General features: G+C 63.9%; 3 protein-coding genes. All 3 read right to left on the reverse strand.

What is annotated here, in order from left to right:
• Positions 1-214: 214 nt before the first annotated feature.
• Positions 215-2,857 carry an ATP-dependent Clp protease ATP-binding subunit gene (locus ABHR76_RS09020; RefSeq protein WP_346977440.1) on the reverse strand — a complete coding sequence of 881 codons (2,643 nt, stop codon included), beginning with the start codon at positions 2,855-2,857 and terminating at the stop codon, positions 215-217.
• A gap of 192 nt (positions 2,858-3,049) precedes the next feature.
• Positions 3,050-3,739: a TetR/AcrR family transcriptional regulator gene (locus tag ABHR76_RS09025; protein WP_055309426.1), complete on the reverse strand. Its 690-nt coding sequence runs from the start codon at positions 3,737-3,739 to the stop codon at positions 3,050-3,052.
• The coding region (locus tag ABHR76_RS09030; RefSeq protein ID WP_346977442.1) for an acyl-CoA dehydratase activase at positions 3,723-7,833 on the reverse strand (4,111 nt) is incomplete at its 5' end. The genes ABHR76_RS09030 and ABHR76_RS09025, both read right to left, overlap by 17 nt.

Here is a 7,833-nt window from a genome sequence, read left to right on the forward strand (position 1 = left end):
GGTGCCTCCTTGGCGCAACTGGTTAGACAGTAAGACATGCGACTTGTATATTCCCAGACTTTGCGTGCATAAACCAGTCGAAAACGCCGAGCGCCCTCGCATCATCGGCTAACGGTGGACCGTATAGCGTAACGGTCACAACTTCCGCAGCTCTACAAATCGAGGCGCCCTTTCCGGAGCGCCTCGATTGCGCGTATCAAATTGTCGCCACGCCCTACAGCGCGCCGGAACCGGCTTGCATCATGCCGCCGGGGCCCGAGGTCACGCCGCCGCTCACGGGCGCGGCGTTGCCGGTGTGCGGTACCGCCGGGGCGGTATCGCCACCAAGCGTGCCCGCCGGACGCGGTGCCGGGATCTCGCCCGTGCCGCGGCTAAAGACAAACTTGCCATCGGCCACGTCGCACAGGACGGTATCGCCCTCGCCCCACTCGCCAGCCAGCAGTTCCTCGGACAGCGGATCCTCGATGAGCTTTTGGATGGCACGACGCAGCGGACGCGCGCCGTTGGTGAGGTCGGTACCCTCCGCCACAATCTTGTCGTAGGCCGCATCGGTAAGCTTGATGTTCATGCCGTTTGCGATCAGGCGCTGGCGCAGATCGTCCACCAGCAGGTGCGCAATCTTGGTCAGGTTCTCGCCCGAGAGCTTCTGGAACACCACGATGTCGTCGATACGGTTGAGCAGCTCGGGGCGGAACAGGCGCTTGAGCTCGCCCATCGCGCGGCCGCGGATCTCACTCGAGGTGAGGCCCTGCTCGCCGGTGGTGCCAAAGCCAACGCTCGCATCCTGCGCGATCTCGCGGGCGCCCACGTTTGACGTCATGATGATCACCGTATTGCGGAAGTCGACCGTCTTGCCCTGGCTATCGGTCAGACGGCCCTCCTCCAACACCTGCAGCAGGATATTGAAGATGTCGGGGTGCGCCTTCTCGATCTCGTCGAACAGCACGACCGAGTACGGGTGACGGCGAACAGCCTTGGTGAGCTGGCCGCCCTCGTCGTGGCCCACATAGCCCGGGGGGCTACCGATGAGCTTGGAGACCTCGAACTCACTGCCAAACTCCGACATATCGAAGCTGATGAGCGCGTCCTTGCTGCCAAAGAGATACTCGGCGAGCGTCTTGGCGAGCTCGGTCTTGCCTGTGCCGGTGGGACCAAGGAAGATAAAGCTGCCACCGGGACGACGCGGGTCCTTGAGCGGCGAGCGGCTGCGGCGCACGGCCTTGGCGACGGCCTCGACTGCCTCATCCTGGCCGATGATGCGCGTCTTGAGCACGCTTTCGGTCTGCAGCAGGCGCCGGCTCTCGCTCTCGGTGAGCGAGGAAACCGGCACGCCCGAGGTCACGGACACGATGTCGGCAATCTGGGAGACATCGATGGTGAGCGGGCTGGCGTCGAGCTCGGTCGTCCAGGCAGCCTTGGCCTCGGCGAGCTCAATCTCGGCAGCCTTTTGCTGCTCGGTGATCTCGGCGGCCTTGTTCATGTCGTCGCTCTCGGTGGCCTCCTGCGCGGCGGCCTTAAGCTCCTCCACGCGATGCTCGGCCTCGCGCACCGGCTCGGGCGCGCGGTTGGCGGCGATGCGGGCGCGGGCGCCGGCCTCGTCAATGAGGTCGATGGCCTTATCGGGCAGGAAGCGATCCTGGATGTAGCGGTCGGAGAGGTTCGCGGCGGCCTCGATAGCACCCTGCGTATAGCGCACATGGTGGTGCTCCTCGTAGCGCGGCTTGAGCGCGGTCAGGATCTTGACCGTGTCCTCGACGCTCGGCTCCTCGACATCGATGGTCTGGAAGCGACGCTCGAAGGCCGGGTCCTTGGTGAGGTACTTGCGGAATTCCTCGGCCGTGGTGGCGCCGATAATCTGGAAGGCACCGCGCGCGAGCACGGGCTTGAGCATGGAGCTCGCGTCGATGGAGCCCTCGGCAGAGCCGGCACCGATGATGGTGTGCATCTCGTCAATAAACAGGATGACGTCGTCAGCTTCGGTGGCCTCCTGGATCACGTTCTTGAGGCGCTCCTCAAACTCACCGCGATACTTGGCGCCCGCAACGAGGCCCGGCAGGTCGAGCGTCCAGATGTTCTGGTTCATGAGATTCTCGGGCACGTTGCCGGCAGCGATCTGCTGCGCCAGGCCCTCGACGATGGCCGTCTTGCCCACGCCGGGGTCGCCCAGGATAAGCGGGTTGTTCTTGGTGCGGCGCGAAAGGATCTCCATCATGCGCTGGACTTCCTTTTCGCGGCCAATCACGGGATCGAGCTCGCCGTCGCGCGCCTTTTGAGTGAGGTTGGTGGCGAACTGCTTGAGCGTGTCGGTGCCGCTCCCCTTTTGCTGAGAGGCATCCGAGCCGCTAAAGAACGGCAGGCCCGCACCGGGACGACCAGCACCGGCGCCGGCGAGCGGACGCTTCTTGTCCTGGTCCTTGGCGGTGAGTTTCTCGATAGCCTTTTTGATGGAGGCGGACGACACACCCAGGCGCATGAGGATGTCCATGGCCATGCCGTTGCCCTCTTCGACGATACCGATGAGCAGGTGCTCGGTCGACACGTAGGTCTGGTTGTTCTCACGCGCCACGCGGAATGAACGCTCCATCACGCTAATGACGAGCGGCGTAAAGGCGAGCTTGGCCGCCTCGGTCTCCTCACTGGGCTCGGGAACCGTGGTCTGGACCTCCTTGAGGGTGTCCATGATGTCGTCGTAGGAGATATCAAGCGAGCGCAGCGTCTCGGCAGCGATGCCCTCGTCCTCCTTGGCGAGTGCGAGCAGCAGGTGCTCGGTGCCCACCTTATTTGAGTGCAGATCGAGCGCCTCCTGTTTGGCCATCGACATGACCTTGCGCGCTCGATCGGTAAATCTATCTAACATGCTCGTTTCCTTACATGAGTTCATCGAAATCAAAACGCCCGCCCGTCGGCGGCGCTTTTGTCTCTTTACCCACAGGTTGTCTATGTTAACAGCTGGAGGAATATCTATAAACCCGGCTCACATGAATGCAGGTTATGACCGCATCGCGGGACTCACCGCGCGATGCGCGACAGGCGCCCCGCAAGAGAAACCCTAGGCGTCTTTCACCACGTCGGGACTCGTCGCACGCGATGCGCGATAGGCATCGGCCTCCTTGGAGACGCGTTCGAGCAGCTCGGATGTATCGACGCCCTCGACTTGCGCGACCGTTTCCACCGTCTGCATGGCGACCGCCCTCAGGTACGCGCACGCGCTGTCCCCCGGCTGCTCGAGGTCTATCTCCTCGCCGCCCTCCCGGGCAAAGCCGACCGCCATCACAAAGCCCATGATGCCCGAGACCAGAAAGCCCACCGCAAAGCTCGAATCTGCCTTGAGCTCTTCTCCGTCGGGGTGGACGATCTCTCTCACGCGGTCGATGATGATCGTATGGATGCCCTGCACGACCTGCTCGGCGGCACCCGCCCTCATGGTGATGACGATGCGCCGCAGCAGGCAGCGGACGTCGCGCCGGTCGAACGCCGAAAGGTCGCCCTCGCTCGAAAAATGCCAGAGGGCATCGGTGATGAGCTCGTTATCCTGCAGCAGCTGGGCTATGGCGATGGCGACGAGTTCATCGAAATCGTGAAAATAGTAGTAAAACGTTCCGCGATTGCACTGGGCGGCGCGGGTCACCTCGCCAACCGACAGCTCGAAGATGCTGTTGTTCTCGATGAGCTCCCAAAACGCCTCGATGATACGGGTGCGTGCATCGGGCGCATCGGCGTCCTTACGCGGTCTCGCCATGCGCCTCACCGCACCTCTGCGCCTTGGCGTTCATGATGAGCATCTGAAGACGGTTCTCCACGTTGGCGAAGCTCACGTCGGGATCGTAGTCGAGCGGCAGGAACTGCGCCGTGGGATACTGCTCCTTGAGCGCATGGATGAGCCCGCGCCCCACGACATGGTTGGGCAGACACCCGAACGGCTGCAGGATCACGAAGTTGCGGCAGCCGCGCTTGGCGTGCTCGAGAATCTCCGCCGGAATCAGCACGCCCTCGCCCGCATCGAACGTATGGTGCAGGATCTTATCGCTCGCGCGCACGAGCTCGGGCATGCGCGTCGGCGGCTCGTAGAGCGGGCTCGCCGCGCCCAGGCGGTCGCAACGGTCGTGCGCGAGCTCGAACAGGTTGTCCGCCGTGGCGTACCAGGCCTTTTCGGGCAGCGACAGGTCGACGTGGAACTCGCGCGACTGCGCATGCTTGTAGAAATAGGTCTTGCGGATCACGTCGGTCATGCGCGCCTCGATGACCTCGAGCCCGTTGTCCTCGAGGTAGCGCTCGATCTCGTGGTTGGCGCCGAGATGGAAATTGAGCAGGTACTCGCCCACGATGAGAACGGTCGGATGCGGGTTCGAGCGGTCGTACGGAACGGCGTCCATGATCGCAAGCGCGCGTTTGAAGCCCGTCGCCTGGCCTCTCAGCCCGGAGCGCTCCATGCCCTCGATAACCTCATCGAGCGCGCGGTCGAACGCAGCGTCCGCCGCGCCCTTCTCGAGCTCGTAGGGACGGATGCGCCTAAGCATGGCCTCGAGGGCATCGATCATGGGAAGACCGTAGGCGATCTGGATGCTCGGGCCAAGGCCGAGCTTGAAGCCCGGATGCGCATTGTGGGCATCGACGTCGTCGTTGGTGAGCACCGGGACATAGTCGTATCCCGCGTCGTCGAGCGCGCGGCGCAGCAGGGGCATGTAGTGCGTCAGGCGGCAGTCGCCGATATACTTGCCAGTCACCACGGCGACGTCGTGCGGGTCGTACTTACCGCTCTCGAGTGCCGCGAGCGCCTCGCCGATCACGATTTGCGCGGGGAAGCAGATGTCGTTGTGCACATAGCGTTTGCCCAGGCGGATGGCATCCTCGCGCCCGATATCAAGGGCCTCGGCGCGCACGCCCTGATTGCGCATCGCCGCGGTCATGAGCCTGCAGAACGCATGGGAGGTGTTGGGGACCAGCGCGATCTTGTCGTGCCGGTCGCGCTTGGTGTACTTGACCTTATACGGGTCGTCGAGCGGATGGACCGCGTGCACCCGGGCGCCCTCGGCACGCTCCTCCGCGCGACGACGGTTGACCGACTCGATAAACGAACGCACGCGAATGCCCATGGGACCGGCGACGTCGCTCTCATCGAGCTTGATCATCATCGGAACCTTGGAGCCCATCTCGCCCATCATGCGCGCGATCTCGTCGGTGAGATACGCATCGTGGCCGCAGCCGAAGCTGCCCATCTGCACGAGCTCGAGCTCGGGCGTCGATGCGACGATGACCGCGCACGACAGCATGCGCGCATGGTAGTTGTTCACGATGTCGATGCGGCTGTTGGAAAGATCGACGTTGCAGACCCCCGGCACCGCATCGGGCGTCAGCACGGGGATGCCGCGCTCAGAGAAGAGCTTGGGCAGCCCGTGGTTGACCAGCGGGTCGTTGTGGTACGGGCGCGAAGCGATCACCACCGCGTAGCCGCCGTCCTCGTGCACGTTCTCGAGCACCTGCCTGCCGCGCAGCTGCAGCTGGTTCTCAAACGTCTCCTGCGCGCGGTCCGCCTGCTCGGTCGCCTTGGCAACCAGGTCGGCATCGATATCGAAGGTCTCCTTGCACCACGCCTTGAGCTGGCGGTTTCGGTCGCCCTCGTCGTACCAGTGGAACAGCGGCGTATCGAACGGAACGCCGAAACGCTCCTCCGGGTTATCGGAATTGCGCATCACGTAGGGGTATCCCTTTACGACGGCGCACATCCACTCGCTGGTAGAGGCGGTGTTTTCGGTGGGCACCGTCGTGATGACGGGCATGAAGATGCGGTCGACGCCGGCGTCGACGAGATTGCGGATGTGCCCGTGGACGAGCTTGGCCGGGAAGCACACGGTGTCGGATGTGACGTGCGCCAGACCGCGCTCGTACATCGCCTTGGTGCTGCGTCCCGAGACGCGCACCTTAAAGCCGAGCGTGCTGAAGAACGTCGACCAGAACGGCATGGTGTCCCAGAACTCGAGCACACGGGGAATGCCGATCGTGACATCGCGCCCCCCGCTGACGGGAACCGTGGGGTACGACTCGAACAGCAGCTTCTCGCGGTCGACAAAGAGATTGGGGGCAGCCGCGGTCCGGTCGCGCCCCGTGCCGGGTGCCTGTGCCTCGCAAGCACCCTGCGGACGCAGCTCCTCCGCCGCGGGAACCTCGCGCACGAGCTCATCCCATGAGATGGCGCCGCCGCGCGGGCAGCGATTGCCCGTGACGTAAAGCGAGCCGTCGCCAAATGCCACGACCGCGCGCTGGCAGCGGTTGTTGCACCGACGGCAGGTAACGCCGCCGAACTCGCGATGCTCGAAGCGCTCCACGGCATCGAGCCCGATAAACGACGTGCCGGCGTCGCCCTTGCGGCATTCCTCGCGCGCGAGCAGGGCGATACCGATAGCGCCCATCAGCCCCGGGTGGGGCGCACGCGTGACGGGTTTGCCCAGATACTGCTCGAATGCGCGCAGCACCGCGTCGTTTCGGAACGTGCCGCCCTGGACGACGACTTTGTCGCCCAGACGGTTGAGATTTGAAACGCGAATGACCTTGGTGAACACGTTCTCGATAATCGAACGGCAGAGACCGGCCATGATGTCGCCCGGACCCTTACCGCGCCGCTGCTCGGAAACGACGCTGCTGTTCATGAACACCGTGCAGCGGCTGCCGAGAACGGCGGGGGCTTTGGACGAAAATGCCTCGGTCGCGATATCCTCAACGGCTATTCCGAGGTTTTTGGCAAAACCCTCGAGGAACGAGCCGCAGCCCGCAGAGCACGCCTCGTTGACGACGATATCGGTCAGCACGCCGTGGTTGAGCCAGATGGCCTTCATATCCTGTCCGCCGATGTCGAGCACGAAGGTCGCATCGGGAACGCATGCGCACGCGGCGCGGGCGTGCGCGACCGTCTCGACCGTATGGTAGTCGGCGTGGAACGCGCGCGCGAAAAGCTCCTCGCCGTATCCCGTGGTGCCCACGGCATCGATCGCAAGCGTGACTCCCGCTGTCTCCCAGCGGTTCTTCAAGCTGACAAGACCCTGTTGGGCGACGTCGAGCGGTCTGCCGTTATTAGACGCGTAGAACGAATCGACAAGCTCACCCGCCTCATCGACCAGGGCGAACTTGGTCGTCGTGCTCCCCGAATCGATACCGAGCGCCACACGCACCGTCTCTCCGGGCGCATACGCATCCGGACCCTTTGCCGGCGTCTCTTTGCCATGGCGTGCCGTAAAATCCGCCTGCTCGGCAGGTGTGGCAAAAAAGGGCTGGGCAAGACGTCCCTCCCCGCTTGCGGGCGCGACCGTCTCGAGCTTATCCAGCCGGACAAAAGCGTCGGGAAGGTCGATCGGTTGGGACGATGCGAACATGTCGGTCAGCGACAGGGCGGCACCGCGCGCGACCATGATCTGCGGATCGCGCGGGACGATAACCTGATCGTCCGATAGATTCAGTTGCTCCCGGAACACGCGGACCAGCATGGGGTTGTAGGCGAGCGTACCGCCCTCGAAGATTACCGGCGGCTCGATGTCGATACCCTGGGCCAGACCGCCGATCGTTTGGCGGGCGACCGCGTGAAGCGCCGAAAGCGCCAGGTCGGTGGTAGGAATGCCCTCGTTGAGCAGCGGCTGGATATCGGTCTTTGCGTACACGCCGCAGCGGCCCGAGACCTCGTGGACGGTCGTTCCCCGGCTTGCGAGCTGCTCGAACTCGCCCGATTCGGTGCCGACCCCCATGAGCTTTGCCATCTCGTCGATAAATGCACCGGTACCGCCTGCGCACGAGCCGTTCATGCGCATGTCGGCAACCTCGATGTCTCCCTTATCGTTGGTGCGGAAG

This window comes from Collinsella aerofaciens, from assembly GCF_039752985.1.
In the GTDB taxonomy this organism is placed as follows: Bacteria; Actinomycetota; Coriobacteriia; order Coriobacteriales; family Coriobacteriaceae; genus Collinsella; species Collinsella aerofaciens_BT.